A 20,955-nucleotide genomic window follows, 5' to 3' on the forward strand; every position below is an offset into this window, starting at 1 on the left:
AGGTCTTTAATCCCGATCCAGGGACATGAGCTGACGCTTGCTCAGTTTTTTGAAGGCCGTGGTCCGGAGCCGGTTGCCGAAGAGCCTCCGGCCGTCCCGACGACGGAGCCGACTGCCGTCGAACCGCCCGCCCCGTCGGAGGCGATGGCGCCTGGGCAGGCCGGGTGGAGACCTTCACCTCTTGGCTACCGGATTTCCGTCGAGACCGGGTGGAGGAAGAAGAGGCACTGCTTCGCGTTGAATTCGCCCACCTTGGCGACGAAGCGGAAGGTATCGCCCGCGCGGACGGTGGCGGGGGTGTTCCGGCCGGTCAGCTTCAGGTCGAGGATGTTGACGTCCTCGTACTTGAAGGCCGGGCCGATCCCCGTCTTCGTTCCCTGGTCGCCCGGGCCCAGGAGGAAGTCGTAGCGGGTGTCGGCGTCACCGTGGGGCGCCATGTGCACGATCGAGCCGTCGAACGCGACCGTCTTGCCCTTGTACTTGGTCGCGAAGTCCTGGTTCGCGTTGTCGCAGTAGTCCGGCGTCTTCAGCAGCGCCGCGAATTCCGGGCTGCTCTGAGGCGTGATCACCTCAGCGGCAGCCGACCCGGCCGCGGTCGGAGTCGACGTGGTGGAGGGCTGGGCGCTCGCCGTGGCCGCCGTCGGCTTGTTCGACCTGTCCTTCTGCTCGCCGCCGTCCTCGAGTGCCGCGGCTACGCCGATGACGATGGCCAGGATCACGAGGCCGCCGACCACGGTGCCGATCAAGAGCCGCGGCAGGGGCTTCTTCGGCCGACGGAAGTCGAGGGTGGAGCGCAGAAGGCCCTGGGTCTGTTCCACGAGCTCCCAGCCGTCCTTCTGCATCTTCGAGATCACCAAGCCGTCGGTGCCGCGAACTGTCTGCACGGTCTTGTGCTCGTACTTGATCTCGTCGGCCATACGGCTCCGCGCCCCCTAGGTGAACTGCTCCTACCAACTGCCCCGCGAGCATAGGGGACTCCGCGAGGAGCTCGGCATCACCGACGTAGCCCTCGGTCCCGAGCTCGCGATTCGGACCAAGGAGCACCCGGGCAGCAGGTCGACGGCCCGCCGAAGGAGCGTGAACGCCTCATCCATGTCCTGCATTTCCCCTGTCCCGGTTGCCCGTCCATCGGCGACCAGACAGGAGTCGTTCGGGTAGCGGTCGTCCAGGCGACGTTGGCTCTGGCCGCCAGCCCCGGCGGGCACAGCCGCCCGCGGCGGGCTGACCCGCAGTCAGTTCGCCCCGGGTGTTGGCCCTGTGCCGGTGCCCGGGGCGTTCGGCTGTCCGGGAAAACCCGGTGCGGCGGCCGGGGCGGGTTCCCTAGACTCGGGGCACACCGAGCGCCGTCCGACCGGACGGCGTCCACCGTGACGAGTGAGGGAGACCGGCCATGCGCTACCGCACCGCTGTCGTCGTCCCCCCGTCCCGGTACGAGGTGATCCTGGTGTCTCGGTCCGCCCGGTGCCCGCTGCGCGCCCGGCACCGGATGACCGCGACGACAGTCTGACCCGCTCCTGCCCCGCCCTGCCCGGTACGCCGCCGCAGAGGCTTCGCACGACCCGGTGTCGGACCGTTCCGTCCGCAGATCGCGCCGCCCTTCTCCGGATCACCCCGAAAGGCCAACGGCCGTGCGTACCAAGCCGCACCTGCAGCACACCGACCCGCTCGCCACCGTCCGCAACCTGGGCATCCTCGCCCATGTGGACGCCGGCAAGACCACCGTGACCGAGCGGATCCTCTACCTCACCGGCGCCGTGCACAGGCGCGGGGAGGTCCACGACGGGACCACCGTCACCGACTTCGACTCCCAGGAACGGGACCGGGGCATCACCATCTTCGCGGCCGCCGTCAGCTGCGTGTGGGACGGCCACCGGATCAACCTGATCGACACCCCGGGCCATGTCGACTTCGCCGACGAGGTGGAGCGCTCGCTCCGGGTGCTCGACGGCGCGATCGCGGTGTTCGACGCGGTGGCCGGCGTCGAGCCGCAGAGCGAGTCGGTCTGGCGGCAGGCCGACCGGCACGGCGTACCCAGGATCGCCTTCGTCAACAAGCTGGACCGGGCCGGGGCGGATCTGGACGCCGCCGTCGAGTCGATCCGGCAGCGGCTGCACCCCGTCCCGCTGGCGGTGCAGCTGCCGGTCGGCCGGGAGGAGCATTTCACCGGTGTGGTCGACCTGTTGACGATGCGGGCGCTGCTCTGGGACGCCGGTGATGACGGCGGGGACGGCTACCGGGAGACCGACGTACCCGAGCAGCTGCGGGCGGAGGCGCAGCACCGGCGTCGCCTGCTGGAGGAGGTGGTGGCCGAACTGCACCCGGCCGCGCTGGAGGAGTTCTGCGCGACCTCGGCGGTCTCCGGACCGACGCTGGCCGCCGCGCTGCGGGACCTCACCCTGACCGGCGAGGCGCTCGTGGTGCTGTGCGGATCGGCGTACCGGAACCGGGGGATCGAGCCGCTGCTCCAGGCGGTGACGGCTTATCTGCCGTCGCCCGTGGACGTGCCGCCGGTGCGCGGCCTGCTCGGCGGCACGGCGCAGGAACGGCCGGCCGAGCCGGAAGCTCCGTTCGCCGGGCTGGTGTTCAAGGTGAGTTCGGCCGCCACCGGGCGGCTGTCCTACCTGCGGATCTACTCGGGAACGATCGGGAAGGGAGCATCGGTACTGGACGCGGGCACGGGGCGGACCGAGCGGATCGGTCGCATCCTGCGGGTGCAGGCCGACCGGCACGCGGACGTGGAGCTGGCGGTGGCCGGGGACATCGTGGCCGTCATCGGGCTCAAGGGGGCCCGGGCGGGCAGCACGCTGTGCGCACCGACGGCGCCGCTGGTCCTCGAACCGCCGAGCACCGCCGAGCCCGTGGTCTCGGTGGCGGTGGAGGCCAGGACCGGTGGCGACACCGACCGGCTCGCCACGGCGCTGGCCCGACTGACCGAGGAGGACCCGTCGTTGCTGGTCCGCACCGACCCCGAGACCGGGCAGACGGTGCTGTCCGGGATGGGCGAACTGCACCTGGAGGTGGCGGTGGAGCGGATCCGGCGCGCCCACGGGTTGGAGGTCCAGGTCGGTCGGCCGCAGGTGGCCTACCGCGAGACCGTGGTCCGAGGGGTGACCGGCCTGGTCTACCGGCACGTCAAACAGGACGGCGGGGCCGGGCAGTTCGCCCATGTGGTGATCGACACGGCTCCGCTGGAGCCGGCGGAGGACGGTGCCGACCAGCCGGTGGGCTTCGAGTTCCGCTCGACCGTCACCGGCGGCCGGGTGCCGGCCGAGTTCGTCCGGGCGGTCGAGGCCGGCTGCCGGGACGCGCTCACCGAGGGCCCGCTCGCCGGCCACCCGGTGACCGGCCTGCGGGTCACCCTGACCGACGGGGCCACCCACTCCAAGGACTCGTCGGAGCTCGCCTTCCGGACGGCCGGGCGGCTCGCGCTCCGCGAGGCGCTGCGGGCCGGGACGATGGCGCTGCTGGAACCGGTGGTCGAGGTCACGGTCACCGTGCCCGACGCTGCCGTGGGCGGAGTGCTCGGTGACCTCGCCGCCCGGCGCGGCCGGGTCTCCGGCTCGACCGGCCGGACCGGCACGGCCGTGCTCACCGCGACGGTGCCGCTAGCCGAACTATTCGGCTACGCAACCCAGTTGCGTAGCCGGACGCAGGGCCGGGGCACCTTCACCACCAGGGCCACGGGCTACGCTCCGGCACCGGCTCGGTAGCGCGTCCGGCCCGACCCGGCCACCCCGACCCGATCACCTCGGATCGGGGTGGCCGGGTCGGGCGTGGCTGAGGACACGATCGTCGGTCTCCCGAGGGAGGCGCCTTGCGCAGCGGGAAGTGGCAAGGTGATTCCCATGTGCGGAAGATTCGTCTCCACCACGACGACACAGGACCTGGTCGAGCTGTTCGAGGTGAACCGGGGGACACCCCTCGAGGAGCTGGCGCCGAGCTGGAACGTGGCCCCGACCGACCCGGTCCCGGCGGTGCTGGAGCGCGTCGACCGCGACACCGGCGAGCTGACGCGGCAGCTCCGGGTGCTGCGCTGGGGGCTTGTGCCCTCCTGGTCGAAGGACCCGAAGGGCGCCGCCCGGATGATCAACGCCCGTGCCGAGACCGTCCACGCGAAGCCCGCGTTCCGCAAGGCGTTCAGCACCCGCCGCTGCGTCCTTCCGGCCGACGGCTACTTCGAGTGGGTGCCGGTGCCGGCCCTCCAGGGCCACAAGGCGTTCAAGCAGCCGTACTACCTGTATCCGGCCTCGGGTGAGCCCATGCTGATGGCCGGGCTGTACGAGTTCTGGCGTGACCACTCGGTGCCGGACGGCGACGACCCGGCCGCCTGGCTGGCGACTGCCACCATCATCACGACCGACGCGACCGACGCAGCGGGCCGCGTACACGACCGGATGCCGCTGACCATCAACCGCGCCGACATCGACGCCTGGCTGGACCCGGAACTGACCGACCCGACCGAGGCCCGGCACCTGCTGCACACTCCCGGCGGGGACGAACTGGCCGTCCGGTCGGTGTCCACCGCCGTCAACTCCGTTCGTAGCAACGGCCCCGAGCTGCTGGATCCGGTGCCGGACCCGATCGGTAAGGCCGACAGCTAGGCCGACAGCCAGGCGTGACGTCGGACCGTCCGGCGTAGCCGCCATGGTCAGGGTTCGGTCGGCAGCAGACCGACGCGTCGGGCCAGCAGGGTCGCCCACCGTCCGATGTTGCCGGTCGGCCAGGCCATGAGTTCCTCCAGAAAGGTCGGCCAGCCAGGCCTGCGCAGGAGTGTGGTTAGCTGCCCCTGGAGCGCGGCTTGGCGGCCCGGGGCCCAGCCGAGTCCCGCAGCCTCGCCGTGCGGGTCGGCGAGGTAGGCGGCCAGCTGGAGGACGGATTCGTAGCGGTCCACCGTGGGTCGGAGGCGGCTGACGTGGTCCGCGTAGTGGGCGAGCAGCTCGTGGGCGTTGTCGAGGGAGGCGAGCGTTGCGCCCATGCCGAAGCAGTCGGTCATGGTGCGCAGCAGTCTTCCGGTCTGGTCGACGACTTCGCTGTCGGCGTGCGGGTCGGCGATCGCCTGGTCGACGGCGGCGGCGATCACGGTCTGGGCCGCGAAGTATCCGTTGAAGTCGCCGAGGTCCACTGCCCGGCGCCGCAGCCAGTGGACGGCCTGCGGGTCGGCGGGACGGTCGGGCGACGCGTAAGGGTCATGGCCGTTCCGGTACCAGGGGTACCGGGCTCCGGGGTCGGCGAGGCGGTTCAGGGCGTGGATGCAGTGGATGCGGCCGGTGCCGGTGGTGCGGTCCGCGAGCCAGGTCAGGGCCGGTGTCGGTGCCGGTAGGCGTTCCAGCGCGTGGGCGGGGAGGACGGCGAACGGGGAGCCGAGCAGGCCGATGGTCTGGATCATCGGGATGTCGCGCTCGGTGGCCGTCTCGGCGAGCAGGGCCAGACCGGCGAAGACCACGTCCCGTTCGGTGCCATGGCGTGTCAGCCAGCGGCCCACCGTGCGCAGCAGCTCGGGTGGGTGGCGTTTCGTCAGATCCTGGATGGCCGGGTCGGGCGAGGACGGCACGGACACCTGGGCCAGGGCGCTCGCGAGCAGTCGAAGCGAGGCCGGGCTCAGCGGGCGGTCCAGGCGTCGGCCGATGACGGCCGCGGTGCGGGCGCCGCGCAGACGCGCTTCCTTGGAGTCGCGGTAGCACCTGCGCTGACGTTCCGCCCTGAGGTGGCGCTCTCGGTCCGGCAGAGACTCGAACCCTGGAAGCGGGCCGTCCGGATCCAACCGGTGCAGGCGCAGCGCGTGTTCGTACAACGGGACCGTCGAGGTGGGCCACGTGCGGGGGGCGGTCACCGGAGGGTGTCGGACTCGATTCTCTTCATGCCGCAGATCCTGCCACCGTCGGTGGTCCGGCGACAAGAGCGGCGATCCTGGGCAGCCACTCGCTCCGGGCGCTCGGGGCGCGAATGTCGGACCGGGTGGGCGGCCTGACGGACCGTAGGCATGAGGTCATGCGGACCGCCGTTGACCAGAGTCGCGTTCGACTCGGACGCCGATCAAGAGCGTCCTGGCCCACTGCCCCGCGCTTGACGCCCTCACCCGGCACGTCCGCGCCTTCGCGGTCATGCTGACGGAACGCCAGGGCGGACGGCTCCCGGAGTGGCTCGACCGCGGCCGAGCCGCCGTCATTGCAGGACTCAGCCTTCCCCGGAACTCCGGCGTCGTCGAAGGACACGCCAACCGCGCATCATTCTGTGACATCTGATTTGTCAACACTGTGTGGGTTTGAGTAGTTCCAGGGTCCAGTCTCGCTGCTCTGCGGTGTCCGGGACGGCAAGCCCGCGAGCTCGTTCCAGTTGGACCCAGGCAGTGTTGGGATCGACGCCGTTGAGGATGAGAAGCGCGGCGGCCAGGAGGGATGAGCGTCCGATGCCGGCACGGCAGTGGGTGACGATGTGTGCGCCCTCGTTCAGTTGTTCAGCGAGTCCCCGCAGGGTGGGCAGGATGGCAGCGAGGTCGGGGGTAGTGCGGTCGGGGATGGGTATAGCGACGAACCTAAGCCCTGCGGCCACGGCTGCCCGGGGCTCGTCGGCGAGGCCGAGTTCGTCAAGCTCAGGTCGGGTGAGCGCGCAGACCAGGGTGTCGACGCCGCAGAGGCTCAGCGCGGTCATCTCGTCCTCGAGCCAGTCATTGCCACGGGGTTTGGCCATGGTGCTGAGCCGTCCCGGGCCAGGGATGTCGACGGTGAAGAGGGTGGGGCGCATGTCAGCAGCCCTTTCGGTCGATGGGGTCTGATGGTGATCGGACGGTCAGGGGCAGGGGTCGGTCGGGTTCGGCGCGGAGCTCGGTCGGAGTCGGGCCGGCAGAGGTGGCCACCTCGGCGAGGCGCTCGAGAAGACGGTCGAGGGCGCTCTGGCCGTCGTCGACGGCGGCGCGTTCATATTCGGTGAGTGGAATGCTCACGAGCATGCGCTGCAAGTTGGCTTTGGCTTCGAGGAGTTGAGACTCCGTCGAAGCCTTGGGCGTGTAGAAATCGCAGCGGGCGTATGCCATGCGGTGCTGGCATGGTTCGAAGAACGTGTAGGAGCACAGGCCGTGTCCGAGATCGTAGTACTGCCACGGTTCGCCGGAGGCCGCGGCCCGGCGATCACGGCAACCGGACGGTCGAGGGTGTCGTGGCCGTGTCGCGCGAGCCAACGCCCCATCGCCGCCGCATTGCGCAGAGAACCCGCAACCACCGTCGAATCCCCGGCCGGCGCGGCAATTGACGAACCGTTTGGGGGAGAGCAGGACCAGAGGCGGTGGGTGCGCGGCCACGCCGGACGCGCTGGGCGCCGACGGGGCTCAGTCGAATCGCGCCCCACTGCCTGTCTGCAAAGACCGCTCGTCCATGGCCGACGGCAATGCCAGTGAGGCTGGTCCCCAGCATCAGCAGGGTGTCGCCCCGGACGACCTGGTCACCACGATTCCGCCGAGCTCTGGAGGCGCGCCGAGGCCGACGGGCGATCGGTGACCCGGTGGATCCGGGTTGTCGAGCAGGAGCTCAACCGGACGGCGTGACCGGGAGCCACACGCCGAACCACTGCTCGGCGCCGTACTCCTCGAACCGCTCCAACTCGGTGAAGCCCAGCTTCGCCGCGAGGCGCATCGAGCGGACGTTGGCGGTCTGGGTGCAGAGCACGACCGGCTCGCCGGGAAGCGCGTCGGCGGACCAGTCGAGTGCTGCGGCGCACGCCTCGGCGGCGTACCCGTGTCCCCACGCCTGCGGCAGGAACATGTAGCCGAGCTCGGCCTCCCCGCCATCCGGACGGACGTGACCGGGACGCTCGGCGGCGCGTCGGTCGAGCGTGATCACGCCGATCATCGCTCCGTCGCGCTCGACCACGAAGGAGCCAGGGCGCCGGCCGGGCACCTCAGGCACCGCGCGCTCGAGCTCGGCACGCGGCCGAGGGCCACCGAGGTAGGTGCCCACCTCCGGCGAGGCGAACAGCTCGACGAACGCCGTACGGTCCCGGGCCTCGGACTCGCGGAGTACGAGCCGCTCGGTCCTGATCGGGGCAGGCGGCCAGGCGACGGGTCCGAGCTCGGTCATGGCGGGCAACCTATCGCACGTCCGTTGGGCAGGAAGGTGAGAACTAACGGACGGGCCGGACCAGTTCCCAGGTGTCGACGGCGAAGTCCAGCGCCATGCCGTGGCGCTCGTAGAGTGCCAGCGCGCCGGTGCTGTTGTCGGTGTCGACGCCCAGGCCGACGCGGTCACGGCCGAGTGCGGCGAAGGTGCCGAAGAAGTGGCGCAGCAGGTAGCTGCCGAGCCCCCGGCCCCGGGCGGTGGAGAGCACGCCGATGTTGGCCGCCCAGCCCATCGTGGTGCGGTTGTTGTGGCTGCGCAGCACGGCCACGTCGCCGACGTCCGCGAGGGTGGCGATCCAGATCAGCGACCAGTCGGTGCTCTCGCCGTCGATGTCGTGCAGCCACTGGTCGTAGCTGCGGGGCTGGAAGTCGAAGTGTCCGGCGAAGGACTCCTGGACCAGCCGGTGGGCGACCCGGCGGTCGTCCTCCGTGCCGCAGCTGCGCAGCGTCACCCCAGCGGGCGGCTCGGGCACCCGGTCGTCGGCCGAACTCACCTGACGGGCCAGCACGTTGTACCGTCGGACCGGCCGCCAGCCCCTCGCCTGGAGCGCTTCGGTGTCGACGGTGGGTTCGATGTTGAGGTGCATGTGGATTACGGCCTGCTGGACGCCGTTGCCGGCGGCCCGCTCGGCTGCCCTGGCCTCCATCAGGTCGAACAGGTGCAGCGCACCTGCCTGACGGTCCGGCAGGACGTACTGGTCCATGTCGATCCGCTCGGCGCCGGAGTCGTCCCACAGCAGGCCGTAGCCGACCAGCCGGGAGCCGTCGTACAACAGCCAGGAGTCGCGTTCGAGTTCGACCTCGGGATGCTTGAGGTCCGCCTCGACCTCGTGCAACTCGGTCTCGGCGCGGCCGATCTCGATCAGGTCGATCTCGTTGAGGAGTCCGCAGACGGCCTCGGCGTCGCCGAGGGTCGCCGGACGTACGGTCAGGCCGGCGGGCGGCGCAGAAGTCGTGGTCATGCCGGCCACCTTCGCACCGGTGGGCCGGACTCCGCGAGCGAATTTCGCGCCCACGCCCCAGTCGCAGACCGCGGGACGTGGCGGCTACCGCCCCGTGGTCATGCGAGTGTTCGGCATCGGGCCGTATGCGAGAACGTCACAGAACGGCTTTCTCCCGGTTACACGACCGACCCCCGGTTCATGTCATGCTCCCGATGGCAAAAAAGTCAACACGCGTAGATCACGGCATCCCTGAGTATGTGCCAGGTCGAGCGCGTGCCGTCCCCGGGAAAGGGCACCCCCCATGTCCGTTGCGCAGACAGGCAGATGGAAGGTCCTGGCGGCAACCATATCCGCCGTCCTCGTCGGCCTCACCCTTCCGACGGTCGCCGCGACTCCGGCGAGCGCCACGACCACCGCGTACGACAGCACGTACTACAAGAACGCGATCGGCAAGACCGGCACCAGCCTGAAGGCCTCGCTGCACACCATCATCAGCAGCCAGACCAAGATCTCCTACGATGCGGTCTGGAACGCGCTCAAGGTCACCGACCAGGACCCGAGCAACAGCAACAACGTGATCCTGCTGTACAGCGGCACCTCGCGCAGCAAGTCCCTCAACGGCGGCGACGTGGGCGACTGGAACCGTGAGCACGTGTGGGCCCAGTCCCACGGCAGCTTCGGCACCTCGGCCGGCCCCGGCACCGACCTGCACCACCTGCGCCCCGCGGACGTCCAGGTCAACAGCATCCGCGGCAACAAGGACTTCGACAACGGCGGCAGCGCGGTCAGCGGCGCACCCGGCAGCTACACGGACTCCAACTCCTTCGAGCCGCGCGACGCGGACAAGGGCGATGTGGCCCGCATGATCCTCTACATGGCCGTCCGCTACGAGGGCGACGACGCCTGGGCGGACCTGGAGCCCAACGAGTCGACCACCAACGGCAGCGTCCCGTACATGGGCCGCCTCTCGATCCTGAAGCAGTGGAACGAGCAGGACCCGCCGAGCGCCTTCGAGGAGAAGCGCAACCAGGTCATCTTCGACACGTACCAGAAGAACCGCAACCCGTTCATCGACCACCCGGAGTGGGTCGAGGCGATCTGGTAGGACCTGACCTGAGGTGAGCTGAACTCCCCGCCATGGGCGGGGAGTTCAGTGCGTCCGGCGAAACGTCAACGACGGTTGCGGCCGGCGAGGTAGGCGAGACCCCAGGCTGTCAGCGCGGCCAGGGCGAGGCCGAGCAGGGCGATCCACTCGGTTCCGTTGCGGCTGCCCCACCAGGCCTCGGCCGGGAAGAAGGGGTCGGACTTCAGCAGGAACTCGGCGGAGTGAAACCCGCCGTGTTCGGTGATGATCAGCGGCACGGCGTTGGCGTAGCCGAAGAACGCGCCGAGCGGGGCCAGCACGGCCGCGCCGATCCGGGCGACGTTGCTGCCGCGGCTCACCAGGCCGGCCAGGACACCGACGACAGCTCCGTTGGCCAGAGCGTGCGACAGGTAGAGCGCATGCCTGGCGAATTCGGACTGCTCCCGGTAGGTGGCCAGGATGATGCCGGTGTAGATCGCGGAGACGACGAACGAAGCCAGTAGCCCGAGGAACAGCGCGCCGACCGGGTTGCCGCGCCTCGGCTGTTGCCCCATGGGATGCGTGGGGTACGTGGACTGCATGGGGTGCGCGGGGTATGCCGGGTACGGCTGGCCGGGCGGCGGCATCGGTGGCAGTCCGGGGTAGGCAGGCGGGGGACCGAAGCCGGACTGCGGCTGAGGCACGGGTGCCTGGCTGTACGGGTTGAACTCCGGTGATTGGGAATGCGGTTGGCTCATTGATCCCCCGTGCGGCGAACTCTGCTGGAGGGGTGAGGGTATCAACGCCCGGCCGGCGGCGACTCGTCGACTCAGCGAGCGGTGATGGCCTGCTCCAGCAGGCCGTGCAGGACGCGCTGCTCCTCGGGGGTGAGGCCGGACAGCGGGGAGTCCACGGCGAGGAGGCCGAGAAGACGTGCGCGCAGTGCGGTGCCCTCGGCCGTGAGGACGAGGTGCTTGGCGCGGCGGTCGGTGGGATGCGGGTGGCGCTCGATCAGGCTCAGCTTCTCCAGCTTGTCGACGACGAAGGTGGTGTTGGAGGGTTCGCAGCTCATGCGTTCGGAGAGCTCCCGCATGGTCATCGGCCCGCTCATCTCCCGTAGCGCGGTTGCCTGGGACGCAGTCAGACCGAGGGTGGCCGCGCGCTCCCGGACGTGCTCGGCGATGCGCTGGGCCAGCCCGTTCACCAGACCGCACAGCTGTCGCTCGGCGATGGCTTGCCGCTCCGGGGACGTCGTCATGTCCTCACTCTAGCAAATCCGTCTAGGTCAAATAATTGCAGCTTGAATGATTCGAACTTGATGCTTATGGTTGGCGTCGTCGCCGCGGCAGACGCCTCGACGACCTGATGACGACTCACAGGAGAGAACTCATGGCCGACTTGATGGTGGTTCAGGACGCACGACTGCGTCGGCCGGCGGGAATCCGCTCGATACAGCTGGGCGACACGAAGGTGTCGTACGTGCCGGACGGTGATGTGCGGCTCCGGCCGCTGGAGCTGCTCCAGGACACCACCGACGAGGTATGGGCCGCACACCCGGAGTACCTGGACGCCACGGGCCACGTCGTGGGGAGCGTCGGCAGTCTGCTGGTGGAGCACGGCGACCGCGCGCTGCTGATCGACGCGGGTTTCGGCCCGCAGACGCACGAGGCCCCGGACGGCATCATCGCCCGAATCCACGGAGGCGCGCTCCCGCAGAACCTGGCCGAACTCGGCCGTCGCCCCGAGGACATCGAAGCGGTGGCCTTCACCCACCTGCACGCCGACCATCTCGGCTGGGCCTGCCACCCCGCTCCCGGCGCCGACCAGCTGCTGTTCGCCCACGCCGACTACCTGATCTCCGCGCCGGAGTGGGAGCGGCGCGACCTGCTGGTGGATCAGGGCATGAGCGCGCAGGTCGCAACCCTCGCACCGCGGGTGCGCACCGTCACGGACGGACAGGAGATCTTCCCCGGCGTCGTCGTGCGGATCACTCCCGGCCACACCGTCGGCCACGCCGAGTACGTCATCACCGGCGGCGGACGCCGACTGATCGCCTTCGGCGACGCCGTGCACTCGCCGATCCAGATCGACCACCCCGAGTGGTCGGCCGGCTTCGACCACGACAGCACCCGGACCGCCGACCACCGCCGTCACCTGGTCGCCGAGCTGGCGGAGCCCGGCACGATCGGCTTCGGCGTCCACTTCGCCGACGTGGTGTTCGGACACGTCCGGCAGGGCGGAGACGGCCCGGCCTGGCGGCCGCTGGACGCCTGACCCGGCGACGCTTCAGCCGGTGATGAGCCCGGACGTGCCGGTGCCGGAGACGGTCTCGGCGTCGCTGACGGGCAGTACGTCCGTGGCGGCCTCGGTACCCGTGACGGCTTCGGAACCTGAGGCGCCGACCAGGCCGGTGGTGTCACCCGTGGCGTGGGCGTGCGGCGCGGTCAGGGAGAGGGCAACGCCGGCGGCGAGGGATGCGGCGGCGAGCAGGCTGCGCTTCTTCATACCCGGTTCAACGCCTGAGCGCGGCCGGAGGCACGGGTGATTCCCGGGCGGCGGGCTCTGCGCGGGCTCGCGGGCAGGTCGGGACAGTTCGCGGCGGCTCAACCTCCGCCCGGATTCGCCCGGTTGAGTACCGCGTAGCCCTGGGCCGGGCAGGGAAGGATGGAGGTTCACCGGTGACGTCGCGGTAGGGGGAAGCATATGAAGGGCTTGGCCAGGAAGGCGCTCTCGCGTCTGGCTACCGTTGTCCGGATGTTCCGCAAGCGGCCTGGGGGTCCGTATTCGGCGGAGGCCGACAACCACCGGCAGTCCGGGTGGCCGTTCGGACACTAGGTGGGGCACCGCTGGCTCAGGGGTTCCTGATGGTCCGTCTCTGCTCCCCTCCCCTCCCCGTTCGTCACAGCGGGGCTGAAGCTCCCCGAGAAGTCGTGTGTAACATTCGGGAGCCCCCGACCCCTCTTGATATCTGTACGTACCGTGAGGGGGAGTGAACATGGCTGGCAGCCATACCGCTGCAGAGGCCAGGGACGCCGGGTTCCTGGAGCTGACGGCTGGGCGGACCGCGCAGCTGTATCGCACGGCGTGCCTGCTGACCGGCGGTGACACGCACCTGGCGGAGGACATGGTCCAGGACACGCTGGCTCGGATGTACGTGATCTGGCGGCGGCAGAATTCCTGGCTGATGGGTCGTTCGCGGATCGAGAATCCGGGCGCGTACGCGCAGCAGGTGCTGGTGCGCACCTTCCTCGCTCACCGAAAACGACGTTCCAGCGGCGAGCTGCCGATCGGGGAGCTGCCGGAGACCGGTGATCCGGGCCGTGACAGCGCGCTGCGGCTGACCCTGCTTCAGGCCCTCTCGCAGCTCAGCCCGCAGGACCGAGCGGTGCTGGTGCTGCGGCACTGGGAGGACCGCAGCATCGAGGAGACCGCCGAGATGATGCGGTCGACTCCGGGCGCGGTGCGGACCAGGACCACCAGGGCGCTGGCCAGGCTGCGCCCGCTGCTCGGCGATTCGCTCGCCGAGCTGGCGTCCCGCTGACCCCACCCCGCCTCCGGCTGTCCGGGCCCCGATACTTCGGGCTCGGCCGGTCCGGCCGCGCCCCATCCGGTCCCGACGTAGACCATGACGACAGTGACGAGGTTTCAGCGTGTCCAGTGACCAGCAGTTCGAAGAGGATCTGACGTACGCCATGTCGCGCACCGGCGAGGCGTTCCGCACGGAGACGGCGCAGCTGGACGCGGTCGGTCTCGAGCGCGGCCGCCGTGCCTGGCGCCGCCGTAGCGCGGCGGTGATGGCGGGCAGCGCGACGGCGCTGGCCCTGGTCGGCGGGGGCACGTTCCTGGTGATGGGGCGGAGCGGTCCGGCCGCCTCGTTCGATCCAGCCGTCTCTGTCGTTTCGTCAGATGTCCCGAGCCCGGACGGGCCGTCCGGGGCGGCTGCGTCGACGGCTGCGAGCGGGAGCACCGGGACGGCCGGTCCGGTGCCGGTGCCGACCGAGCGGGTGCTGGCGGCGCTGAAGACGGTGCTGCCGGCCGGTTCGATCAGCGGTGTCGAGGGCCTGGAGGGCAGGGGCATCCCGGCAACGGGCGCGATGGTCCGGTTGCGCTTCGACGACGGCAAGGGCGTCGGCAGGCTGTCGGTGTCGGTGAAGCACCTGGCTCGGCAGACGGCAGCCACAGCACCTGAACTGAAATGCCCGGACCGGAAGATCCTGCCGTACGACGCCTGCCACACCAGCACGCTCGCCGACGGATCGGTGCTGACGCTCTTCCAGGGCCTGGAGTACCCCAACGGCCAGGCGGACACCAAGCGGTGGTCGGCAACACTCTCCGGCAAGGACGGCCGGCTGATCGAGATCAGCGAGTGGAACGCGGCCGAGGACAAGGGGGCTCCGACCACCCGGCCGACGCCCCCGCTGACGACCGGTCAGCTGTCCGCCGTGGCGACCGCGCGCGCGTGGGACAGCATCGTGGCGGAGCTTCCCGTGGTCGGAGGTCAGGCCGTCCCACGGGCCGAGTTCCCAGCAGAGCAGATCGTCGCCACCGCAGCCAAGCTCCTCCCGGCCGGGCTGACACCGGCCGACGCCAACACGGACATGGACGGATACGCCAACTTCACCGTCAAGGACGCCAAGGGCGCGAGCCTGGTGGAGATCAACGTCCAGGACTGGCGCCGCGACCTGGCGCAGCCCTCCGGCAGTGTCATCTCCGGTCAGTACGCCAACGGACAGGCCCTGGCGGACGGCAGCCGGGTGGTCGAAAGCCAGGAGGGCAAGAACCCCGGCCGCTGGATCGTCGAGGTGCTGCGGGCGGACGGTCTGCGCGTCGTGGTGGCGGCGTACAACAGCGGCGGGCTGCAGCAGGCCGCGACCCGCCAGACCCCGGTGCTGACCACCGAGCAGCTGCGGGCCATCGCGCTCAGCCCCGAGTGGAAGCTGCCGAGCTGAGCCCTGTCCGCCCGGCGAAGCTTCGGGACACTCGCTGGACCCGATGAGCGCAGTGCTTCCTCGCCGCCCTCACGCCAGGCCCGCCGCAGTCTTCTCGCTCGCCCCGAACCGGGCACCGGCCTCCAGTTGCACCTGTTCACGGGCCGGTGCTCTCAGTACTTGCCCGCATTCCCAAGTCGCGGATCCTGCTGAGGAATTGGGCTGACGTGTATTCGGCTGCTCAGAGCCCGGCGCGGTACGCCTCAAGATGGTCGGTCAGTTCCTTCGGGTAGCTGAGCATCGGGCAGTGATCGCCAGACATCTCGTCCGGTTCAAAACCGAGACGCTCGGCGACGATCCGGCGCATGAACTCGGGCCAGGAAGAAGCGGTCGCCGGGGGTCAGTGCAAGGGACCACGACCTTTCCTGTGAGTGCCTCGGCGAGGCGGTGTGAGTCGCCGGTGGCGGTGACCAGGTGGGCGTGGTGCATGAGGCGGTCGGTGCTGGCACCGGCGAGTGTTTTGGGCATGACCGTGAGGGGTGGATGTCGCTGGTTACCGCGGTGGAACGCCTCGGCGGCGTCTGCTCCGACGGGCACGAGGCCGATGTCGTCGACGACGATCAGGTCGGCGCGGCAGATCCGGGCGACGGTGCGGGCGGTGGAGCCGTCGACCTTGGACTTGGCGATCTCGGTGCTGAGGGGTTTCCAGGGTGCACCAGGCGACTGTCAGGTCCTTCTCGATCGCGGCCTGGGCCAGGCCCTCGGCGAGGTGGCTCAGGCCCCGTTGATAACGCCCGGGCCACGAAGCCGGACGGCTCGGCAGTGTCGGCGAGGGGCGGCTGCCCGAGGGTGGGCGGCTGTTCAGGGGCGGGACTTCCCGGCCGGGGGAGCGGGACCGGCACACTGAGACTGGCTGAATCCGACGAACTGACCTTGATGGTCAGGTAGTTGGCCATGGCCAGCGCCGCGTAGCTGTGACCAGGCGTTCTCCGGGCGCGAGCATGTCATTGCCCGGTCGGCCCGACCGCGCCGTCAGCCCCGCGCGCCGCTGGGGCAGTGCCGGATCCTGTGGCAACGCCCGCGCTCGGTCTCTAGAGTCACCGCATGGCCACCGAGGACGAGCACCCACGTCAACCAGACGTCAGCGCGATGCTCAAAGACCAGACCAGTGCCTGCAAAGCAGCACGTGAGGCCATCGCCGCCGGTGCCGAGGTAGTGATCCTTCCCAGGGCGGCGCCCTACTGGATGGTCGCCGGCATCACCGCAAGCAGGCTGAGACACTCGTTTCGAATCGGTCTGACAACCCTCGGCCTCGACGAGACCGTTGCGATCCTCCGCCAACACCGCGACAAACCGCTGCGAACCGGCAACGTCATCGCGGCAGACCGGTCCTGGTTCTACACCCTGTACTTCGACGCCACCGGGACCGAGCTCCTCGCGTGCAGCGGCGTCAAGAACGAGGATCCTCGCCGGAAGCCCGCCGGCAGCTCCACCTGAAGAGGCCGCCCAGCACCGTTCACCACAGACGTCGCGAGCTGAACCACGTGAATCCGAGCGCAGGCGCTACCCCAGCTGCTGCGGATAGCCGATCTCGGAGATGTCCTGTGCCAGGCCGGCCAGGCTGATCGCAGGGTTGAGCTGCGACACGACTTCCTGGGTGAGCGGCCTCAGGGCACAGACCAGCTTCACCGCCCATAGGTCGACGGGGACCTCGTAGTAGTCCTCCGCGAAGCGCCGGTACGCCTCCGGTGAGCGGTCGACCAGGAGGGCGAACAGGCTTGTCGCCCCGTCCGGGTCAGCGGCGCCCTCGGGGAAGTCGATCGTCCCGTGGTGCCACCGATCGTCCGCCGCCCCGCGCCACAGGCAGGCGGTCACGACGGGGACGTCGTCCTCGTCGGTGAACGCCGGTTCCTCGACGAAGGGCTTGAAGCTCTCGGGGACTTCGTCGATCACTCCCGGCCAGGGCTCGCCGTCGTTGACGTACGGGCTCATCGGCGCTTCATGGCCGAAGCCGCGCACGTAGGCGCCGGCCGTCGAGAACACGATGGAGTACTCGTCTCCCGACCCGTCGCGCATCGAGGCCATCTCCTGGCCGTCGGCCCAGCCGGAGTTCATGGAGTAGTAGCGGCTCTCCCACTCCGGGCTCAGGATCGCGTCGAGCATCGCCAACGAACGGCAGTGGTCCCGAAGGGTGGCGATGGTGGGGAGCCGGCGGGCGAGGTCATAGACAGTCACGTGCAGATCAAACCGGACGCCAGTGACACCCCGACGCCGGGCCCGACCGCTGTACGGCAGCCGCTGCTGTCGAGCGTCCGCACCGCCGCCTGGTTGGTGGTGATCTGGCGCGGGCTCAGATGGTGCCGCGGTTCGCTTGCGTGTCGTGCCGTCGCCTTCGTGGTGCCGTCAGTGCGGCGATCGTCCGCCGGGCGGCGTCGCGGCCGTCGGGGCGGGGCATCGCCGTCCGGGGCCCGGCGAGATCGCGGTCGGTGAGGGACTTCGCGGGGGCGGTGGTCCAGTCGCTGCGGCTTACCACCGCGGTGTGACCCTCCCGGTGGGCCCGCTCGTTCTTCCAATCGTCGGCGGGGGCCATCAGGACGCGCAGGTCCTGACCGTTCAGCCACTCCAGGCCCAGGACCTGACGGCCCATCCAATGCTCGATCAGCGACCGGGGGAGCCCGCTGTCCAGGTCGACGAGCAGCAGTTCCCCCTCGAAGAAGTACCCGCCGTCGTAGGCGCCGGTCCCCACGGCGAGCAACGGCAGGGTGGGGTGGAAAGCCATGGCGTGGATCTCGTAGGTGGAGTGAAGGAGCCAGCGGCGGCGGGGGTGGCCGGCGATGTCGAGGAGCGCGAGGGCCCCGGTTTCGTCGTCGTCGTCGTTCTCTACCGCCACTGCGAGCAGGCGGCGCCGCTCGTCGGGGACTGCCAGCACGGGATCACCGATCCCGGCGAACGGGTCCTGGTGGTCGTCACGGCCGGTGGCGGGGAGCGGTTGCATACCGGGCATTGTCCCAGCGGCGTTGCCGGACCGGGCTCGGCGGGGTGTCCCGGGCGGGGTGGTGTTCGACCACGGCACCGTGACTGTGGCCTCGATCCGGCTGGGGCTCAGGAGGTGAGACACATCGCTGTCACACCGGGCCCGGTACGCCTTGCTCGACCTCTTCGAACGCTCCGAGGCAGGCGGCCCGTCCACAGATCGCGGGCACGCAGCTCCAGCGCGGCATCACGCACGAACATGCCGGTGCAGTTGATCGGAAGCCCCGAGCCTGTCAGCGCCATTCCCGCCTCGGGACCTGTGCCCACAGCGAGGAGAGGCCCCGGCTCGAAAGGGCGCCACGACACGGCCTCAACATGCTTCTCGCTCATGACTACGAGCTGGATGCCCAGCGACCTACCAGGTCACCGCGATGGTCGGCAGCGGTCGGGCGAGGTCAGGCGCCGACGTACGCCGCCAGGTGCTCGCCGGTGAGAGTGGAGCGGGCCGCGACCAGGTCGGCGGGGGTGCCCTCGAAGACGATCCGGCCGCCGTCGTGGCCGGCGCCGGGGCCGAGGTCGATGATCCAGTCGGCGTGGGCCATGACGGCTTGGTGGTGCTCGATGACGATGACGGACCTGCCGGAGTCGACCAGCCGGTCGAGCAGGCCGAGCAGGTGCTCGACATCCGCGAGGTGCAGGCCGGTGGTCGGCTCGTCGAGGACGTAGATCACGCCCTTCTCCGCCATGTGGGTGGCCAGCTTGACCCGCTGTCGCTCGCCGCCGGAGAGGGTGGGGAGCGGCTGGCCGAGGGTGAGGTAGCCGAGTCCGACGTCGACCAGCCGGTGGAGGATGGCGTGCGCGGCCGGAGTGCGCGCTTCGCCGCTGCCGAAGAACTCCTCGGCCTCGGTCACCGACATCGCGAGCACCTCGCTGATGTCGCGGCCCCCGAGGTGGTGTTCCAGCACCGAGGCGTTGAACCGCTTCCCCTCGCACTCCTCGCAGGTGGAGGCGACACCGGCCATCATCCCCAGGTCCGTGTAGACGACACCGGCACCGTTGCAGTTCGGGCAGGCCCCCTCGGAGTTGGCGCTGAACAGCGCCGGCTTCACCCCGTTGACCTTCGCGAAGGCCTTGCGGATCGGCTCGAGCAGTCCGGTGTAGGTCGCCGGGTTGCTCCGGCGCGAGCCGCGGATCGCGCCCTGGTCGATCGACACCACCCCCGCACCCTGGGGGATCGAGCCGTGCACGAGCGAGCTCTTGCCGGAGCCTGCCACGCCGGTGATGACGGTCAGCACCCCGAGCGGGATGTCGACGTCGACGTCGTGCAGGTTGTTCGCGCTCGCACCCCGGATCTCCAGTGCGCCGGTGTGCTTGCGCACCGTCTTCTTGACGCTCGCCCGGTCGTCGAGGTGACGGCCGGTCAGCGTCCCGGCCGCCCGCAGCTCCTCGACCGTGCCCTCGAAGCAGACGGTGCCGCCCGCCGTGCCGGCGCCGGGGCCGAGGTCGACGACGTGGTCGGCGATCGCGATCGCCTCCGGCTTGTGCTCCACGACCAGCACCGTGTTGCCCTTGTCCCGCAGCCGCAGCAGCAGGTCGTTCATCCGCTGGATGTCGTGCGGGTGCAGTCCGATGGTGGGCTCGTCGAAGACGTAGGTGGTGTCGGTGAGCGAGGAGCCGAGGTGGCGGATCATCTTGACGCGCTGCGCCTCGCCGCCCGACAGCGTGCCCGAGGGCCGGTCGAGTGAGAGGTAGCCGAGGCCGATCTCCACGAACGAGTCGAGGGTCTGCTGCAGCGCGCTGAGCAGCGGCGCCACCGACGGATCATCGAGGCCGCTGACCCACTTGGCCAGGTCGCTGATCTGCATCGCGCAGGCGTCGGCGATGCTGATCCGCTTGATCTTCGAGGACCGGGCCCCCGCACTGAGCCGGGTGCCGTCGCAGTCGGGGCAGGTGGTGAAGGTGACCGCCCGGTCGACGAACTCCCGGATGTGCGGCTGCATCCCCTCCCGGTCCTTGGCCAGGAAGGACTTCTGGATCCGAGGGATCAGCCCTTCGTAGGTCATGTTGATGCCCGCGATCTTCATCTTGGTCGGTTCGCGGTGCAGGAAGTCCTGCAGTTCCTTCTTGGTGTACTTGCGGATCGGCTTGTCCGCGGGGAAGAAGCCCGACTCGCTGTAGAGCCGGTAGTTCCAGCCGCCCGCCTTGTAACCGGGGATGGTCAGCGCGCCCTCGGCCAGCGACTTGGAGTCGTCGTACAGCTGGGTGAGGTCGACGTCGGAGACCGTGCCCCGGCCCTCGCAGCGCGGGCACATGCCGCCGGTGACGGTGAAGCTGCGCCGCTCCTTGACGGTCTGTCCGGCGCGCTCCATGGTGATCGCGCCCGCCCCGCTGACCGAGGCGACGTTGAAGGAGAACGCCTGGGGCGAGCCGATGTGCGGCTGGCCGAGCCGGCTGAACAGGATGCGCAGCATCGCGTTGGCATCGGTGGCGGTGCCGACCGTGGAGCGCGGGTCCGCGCCCAGCCGCTCCTGGTCGACGATGATCGCGGTGGTCAGTCCCTCGAGTACGTCGACCTCGGGGCGGGCCAGGGTCGGCATGAAGCCCTGCACGAAGGCGCTGTAGGTCTCGTTGATCAGCCGCTGCGACTCCGCGGCGATCGTCCCGAACACCAGTGAGCTCTTGCCCGAGCCCGAGACGCCGGTGAACACCGTGAGCCGGCGCTTCGGGATCTCGATGCTGACGTCCTTGAGATTGTTCACGCGCGCGCCGTGCACGCGGATCAGATCGTGGCTGTCGGCAACGTGCAGCGCAGACGACTGCGTGTCCGTCCTCTTGGCCCTGCTCATCGTGTCTCCATCTGTTCAGGCGGGACCGCATGCGCAGTCTCCGTCGATGTCGCGCTCGGCGTGGGAACCAAGCTATCCAAGCCAGTTCGGCCCG

General features: G+C 70.0%; 20 protein-coding genes. 7 read left to right on the forward strand and 13 right to left on the reverse strand.

Annotation, left to right across the window (positions count from 1 at the left end; all coding sequences use genetic code 11):
- Positions 1 to 185 precede the first annotated feature (185 nt).
- Positions 186 to 917, reverse strand: coding sequence for a DUF4839 domain-containing protein (locus tag ASC99_RS18260; protein ID WP_057233278.1), 732 nt, complete (start codon positions 915 to 917; stop codon positions 186 to 188).
- A gap of 711 nt (positions 918 to 1,628) precedes the next feature.
- On the opposite strand from ASC99_RS18260, the gene fusA reads away from it, so the two are divergent.
- Positions 1,629 to 3,710 carry an elongation factor G gene (gene fusA / locus ASC99_RS18265; RefSeq protein ID WP_057233280.1) on the forward strand — a complete coding sequence of 694 codons (2,082 nt, stop codon included), beginning with the start codon at positions 1,629 to 1,631 and terminating at the stop codon, positions 3,708 to 3,710.
- Positions 3,711 to 3,845: 135 nt separating this feature from the next.
- Positions 3,846 to 4,601 carry an SOS response-associated peptidase gene (locus ASC99_RS18270; protein WP_057233282.1) on the forward strand — a complete coding sequence of 252 codons (756 nt, stop codon included), beginning with the start codon at positions 3,846 to 3,848 and terminating at the stop codon, positions 4,599 to 4,601.
- 47 nt (positions 4,602 to 4,648) lie between these two features.
- Here the strand turns inward: ASC99_RS18270 and ASC99_RS18275 are convergent, their stop codons facing one another.
- From ASC99_RS18275 to ASC99_RS18295, 5 genes are all read right to left on the reverse strand, one after another.
- The gene (locus tag ASC99_RS18275; RefSeq protein ID WP_057233284.1) at positions 4,649 to 5,830 is read right to left on the reverse strand and encodes a hypothetical protein; all 1,182 of its coding nucleotides are present in this window, start codon (positions 5,828 to 5,830) and stop codon (positions 4,649 to 4,651) included.
- A gap of 416 nt (positions 5,831 to 6,246) precedes the next feature.
- The gene (locus ASC99_RS18280) at positions 6,247 to 6,741 is read right to left on the reverse strand and encodes a dual specificity protein phosphatase family protein (RefSeq protein WP_057233286.1); all 495 of its coding nucleotides are present in this window, start codon (positions 6,739 to 6,741) and stop codon (positions 6,247 to 6,249) included.
- A 1-nt stretch (position 6,742) separates the two neighbouring features.
- The gene (locus tag ASC99_RS18285) at positions 6,743 to 7,030 is read right to left on the reverse strand and encodes a hypothetical protein (protein ID WP_057233288.1); all 288 of its coding nucleotides are present in this window, start codon (positions 7,028 to 7,030) and stop codon (positions 6,743 to 6,745) included.
- A 490-nt stretch (positions 7,031 to 7,520) separates the two neighbouring features.
- Positions 7,521 to 8,069, reverse strand: a complete 549-nt coding sequence (locus tag ASC99_RS18290) for a GNAT family N-acetyltransferase (RefSeq protein ID WP_057233290.1) — start codon at positions 8,067 to 8,069, stop codon at positions 7,521 to 7,523.
- Positions 8,070 to 8,112: 43 nt separating this feature from the next.
- Positions 8,113 to 9,069, reverse strand: coding sequence for a GNAT family N-acetyltransferase (locus tag ASC99_RS18295; RefSeq protein WP_057233292.1), 957 nt, complete (start codon positions 9,067 to 9,069; stop codon positions 8,113 to 8,115).
- A gap of 283 nt (positions 9,070 to 9,352) precedes the next feature.
- Between ASC99_RS18295 and ASC99_RS18300 the strand changes: the two genes are divergently transcribed.
- Entirely contained in the window at positions 9,353 to 10,156 is an 804-nt protein-coding gene (locus ASC99_RS18300; protein WP_057233295.1) for an endonuclease I family protein, read from the forward strand.
- A gap of 65 nt (positions 10,157 to 10,221) precedes the next feature.
- On the opposite strand, the gene ASC99_RS18305 is transcribed toward ASC99_RS18300, so the two are convergent.
- Positions 10,222 to 10,689 (reverse strand): hypothetical protein, encoded by a 468-nt coding sequence (locus ASC99_RS18305; RefSeq protein ID WP_235583056.1) that lies wholly within the window; start codon positions 10,687 to 10,689, stop codon positions 10,222 to 10,224.
- 254 nt (positions 10,690 to 10,943) lie between these two features.
- The gene (locus tag ASC99_RS18310) at positions 10,944 to 11,372 is read right to left on the reverse strand and encodes a MarR family winged helix-turn-helix transcriptional regulator (protein ID WP_057233299.1); all 429 of its coding nucleotides are present in this window, start codon (positions 11,370 to 11,372) and stop codon (positions 10,944 to 10,946) included.
- A 131-nt stretch (positions 11,373 to 11,503) separates the two neighbouring features.
- Here ASC99_RS18310 and ASC99_RS18315 point away from each other — a divergent pair, with 131 nt between their 5' ends.
- Positions 11,504 to 12,388, forward strand: coding sequence for an MBL fold metallo-hydrolase (locus ASC99_RS18315; protein ID WP_082598426.1), 885 nt, complete (start codon positions 11,504 to 11,506; stop codon positions 12,386 to 12,388).
- Positions 12,389 to 12,400: 12 nt separating this feature from the next.
- Here ASC99_RS18315 and ASC99_RS18320 read toward each other — a convergent pair whose 3' ends face one another.
- On the reverse strand, positions 12,401 to 12,619 hold the full coding sequence (locus tag ASC99_RS18320; protein ID WP_057233300.1) for a hypothetical protein: 219 nt from the start codon (positions 12,617 to 12,619) through the stop codon (positions 12,401 to 12,403).
- 490 nt (positions 12,620 to 13,109) lie between these two features.
- Between ASC99_RS18320 and ASC99_RS18325 the strand changes: the two genes are divergently transcribed.
- On the forward strand, positions 13,110 to 13,655 hold the full coding sequence (locus ASC99_RS18325) for a SigE family RNA polymerase sigma factor (protein ID WP_057233302.1): 546 nt from the start codon (positions 13,110 to 13,112) through the stop codon (positions 13,653 to 13,655).
- Positions 13,656 to 13,764: 109 nt separating this feature from the next.
- A complete protein-coding gene (locus ASC99_RS18330) occupies positions 13,765 to 15,063 on the forward strand; it encodes a hypothetical protein (RefSeq protein WP_057233304.1) in 1,299 nt (432 codons plus the stop codon).
- 220 nt (positions 15,064 to 15,283) lie between these two features.
- Here the strand turns inward: ASC99_RS18330 and ASC99_RS41720 are convergent, their stop codons facing one another.
- Positions 15,284 to 15,409, reverse strand: coding sequence for a hypothetical protein (locus tag ASC99_RS41720; protein ID WP_255359254.1), 126 nt, complete (start codon positions 15,407 to 15,409; stop codon positions 15,284 to 15,286).
- Positions 15,410 to 16,146: 737 nt separating this feature from the next.
- On the opposite strand from ASC99_RS41720, the gene ASC99_RS18335 reads away from it, so the two are divergent.
- Positions 16,147 to 16,539, forward strand: a complete 393-nt coding sequence (locus tag ASC99_RS18335; RefSeq protein WP_057233306.1) for a hypothetical protein — start codon at positions 16,147 to 16,149, stop codon at positions 16,537 to 16,539.
- 66 nt (positions 16,540 to 16,605) lie between these two features.
- Here ASC99_RS18335 and ASC99_RS18340 read toward each other — a convergent pair whose 3' ends face one another.
- From ASC99_RS18340 to ASC99_RS18350, 3 genes are all read right to left on the reverse strand, one after another.
- The gene (locus ASC99_RS18340) at positions 16,606 to 17,277 is read right to left on the reverse strand and encodes a hypothetical protein (protein ID WP_057233308.1); all 672 of its coding nucleotides are present in this window, start codon (positions 17,275 to 17,277) and stop codon (positions 16,606 to 16,608) included.
- Between the two features lie 115 nt (positions 17,278 to 17,392).
- Positions 17,393 to 18,037 carry a hypothetical protein gene (locus tag ASC99_RS18345; RefSeq protein WP_057233311.1) on the reverse strand — a complete coding sequence of 215 codons (645 nt, stop codon included), beginning with the start codon at positions 18,035 to 18,037 and terminating at the stop codon, positions 17,393 to 17,395.
- A gap of 433 nt (positions 18,038 to 18,470) precedes the next feature.
- Positions 18,471 to 20,861 (reverse strand): excinuclease ABC subunit UvrA, encoded by a 2,391-nt coding sequence (locus tag ASC99_RS18350; RefSeq protein WP_057233313.1) that lies wholly within the window; start codon positions 20,859 to 20,861, stop codon positions 18,471 to 18,473.
- Between the last annotated feature and the right edge of the window lie 94 nt (positions 20,862 to 20,955).

Origin of the sequence: Kitasatospora sp. Root107 (genome assembly GCF_001424875.1) — a bacterium.
Classification (GTDB): domain Bacteria; phylum Actinomycetota; class Actinomycetes; order Streptomycetales; family Streptomycetaceae; genus Kitasatospora.

What these genes read in the sequence shown, in the direction of transcription:
- ASC99_RS18270 (WP_057233282.1), top strand. Translation starts at nt 3,846, where the DNA reads ATGTGCGGAAGATTCGTCTCCACCACGACGACACAGGACCTGGTCGAG.
- ASC99_RS18335 (WP_057233306.1), top strand. Translation starts at nt 16,147, where the DNA reads ATGGCCACCGAGGACGAGCACCCACGTCAACCAGACGTCAGCGCGATG.
- ASC99_RS18315 (WP_082598426.1), top strand. Translation starts at nt 11,504, where the DNA reads ATGGCCGACTTGATGGTGGTTCAGGACGCACGACTGCGTCGGCCGGCG.
- ASC99_RS18285 (WP_057233288.1), bottom strand. Translation starts at nt 7,030, where the DNA reads ATGGCATACGCCCGCTGCGATTTCTACACGCCCAAGGCTTCGACGGAG.
- ASC99_RS18300 (WP_057233295.1), top strand. Translation starts at nt 9,353, where the DNA reads ATGTCCGTTGCGCAGACAGGCAGATGGAAGGTCCTGGCGGCAACCATA.
- ASC99_RS18310 (WP_057233299.1), bottom strand. Translation starts at nt 11,372, where the DNA reads ATGACGACGTCCCCGGAGCGGCAAGCCATCGCCGAGCGACAGCTGTGC.
- ASC99_RS18260 (WP_057233278.1), bottom strand. Translation starts at nt 917, where the DNA reads ATGGCCGACGAGATCAAGTACGAGCACAAGACCGTGCAGACAGTTCGC.
- ASC99_RS18280 (WP_057233286.1), bottom strand. Translation starts at nt 6,741, where the DNA reads ATGCGCCCCACCCTCTTCACCGTCGACATCCCTGGCCCGGGACGGCTC.
- ASC99_RS18320 (WP_057233300.1), bottom strand. Translation starts at nt 12,619, where the DNA reads ATGAAGAAGCGCAGCCTGCTCGCCGCCGCATCCCTCGCCGCCGGCGTT.
- ASC99_RS18290 (WP_057233290.1), bottom strand. Translation starts at nt 8,069, where the DNA reads ATGACCGAGCTCGGACCCGTCGCCTGGCCGCCTGCCCCGATCAGGACC.
- ASC99_RS18345 (WP_057233311.1), bottom strand. Translation starts at nt 18,037, where the DNA reads ATGCAACCGCTCCCCGCCACCGGCCGTGACGACCACCAGGACCCGTTC.
- ASC99_RS18295 (WP_057233292.1), bottom strand. Translation starts at nt 9,069, where the DNA reads ATGACCACGACTTCTGCGCCGCCCGCCGGCCTGACCGTACGTCCGGCG.
- ASC99_RS41720 (WP_255359254.1), bottom strand. Translation starts at nt 15,409, where the DNA reads ATGCGCCGGATCGTCGCCGAGCGTCTCGGTTTTGAACCGGACGAGATG.
- ASC99_RS18325 (WP_057233302.1), top strand. Translation starts at nt 13,110, where the DNA reads ATGGCTGGCAGCCATACCGCTGCAGAGGCCAGGGACGCCGGGTTCCTG.
- ASC99_RS18350 (WP_057233313.1), bottom strand. Translation starts at nt 20,861, where the DNA reads ATGAGCAGGGCCAAGAGGACGGACACGCAGTCGTCTGCGCTGCACGTT.
- ASC99_RS18305 (WP_235583056.1), bottom strand. Translation starts at nt 10,689, where the DNA reads ATGGGGCAACAGCCGAGGCGCGGCAACCCGGTCGGCGCGCTGTTCCTC.